Source organism: Rugamonas rivuli (assembly GCF_009380165.1).
Lineage (GTDB): Bacteria > Pseudomonadota > Gammaproteobacteria > Burkholderiales > Burkholderiaceae_D > Rugamonas > Rugamonas rivuli.
The window spans coordinates 1-296 of record NZ_WHUF01000027.1 but is presented as its reverse complement, the minus strand read 5'-3'; the positions used below and the strand labels follow the sequence as shown (position 1 = coordinate 296).

Genomic DNA, 296 nt, shown 5'->3' with positions numbered 1-296 from the left:
GTGTGGAAGTGCAGTAATGCATTAAGCTAACTGATACTAATTGCCCGTACGGCTTGTCCCTATAACCTTAGCAGGTTATGGTGAATAAGAAGTACGTTGAAACGTTCGTTGATACAACTTCATTACCCCATTTACTTACTGATTCCAGATTCGGAGCGCCGCTGAAAGTGTCGCTCGTACAAGTCAATGCCTGATGACCATAGCAAGTTGGTCCCACCCCTTCCCATCCCGAACAGGACCGTGAAACAACTCTGCGCCGATGATAGTGCTGCAACCAGTGTGAAAGTAGGTTATCG

1 rRNA gene is annotated in these 296 nt (G+C 47.0%); it reads left to right on the top strand.

Going from position 1 to position 296, the window contains the following annotated elements:
- Positions 1–189: 189 nt before the first annotated feature.
- Positions 190–296 (top strand): 5S ribosomal RNA (rrf, locus tag GEV01_RS30600); the annotation flags it as partial.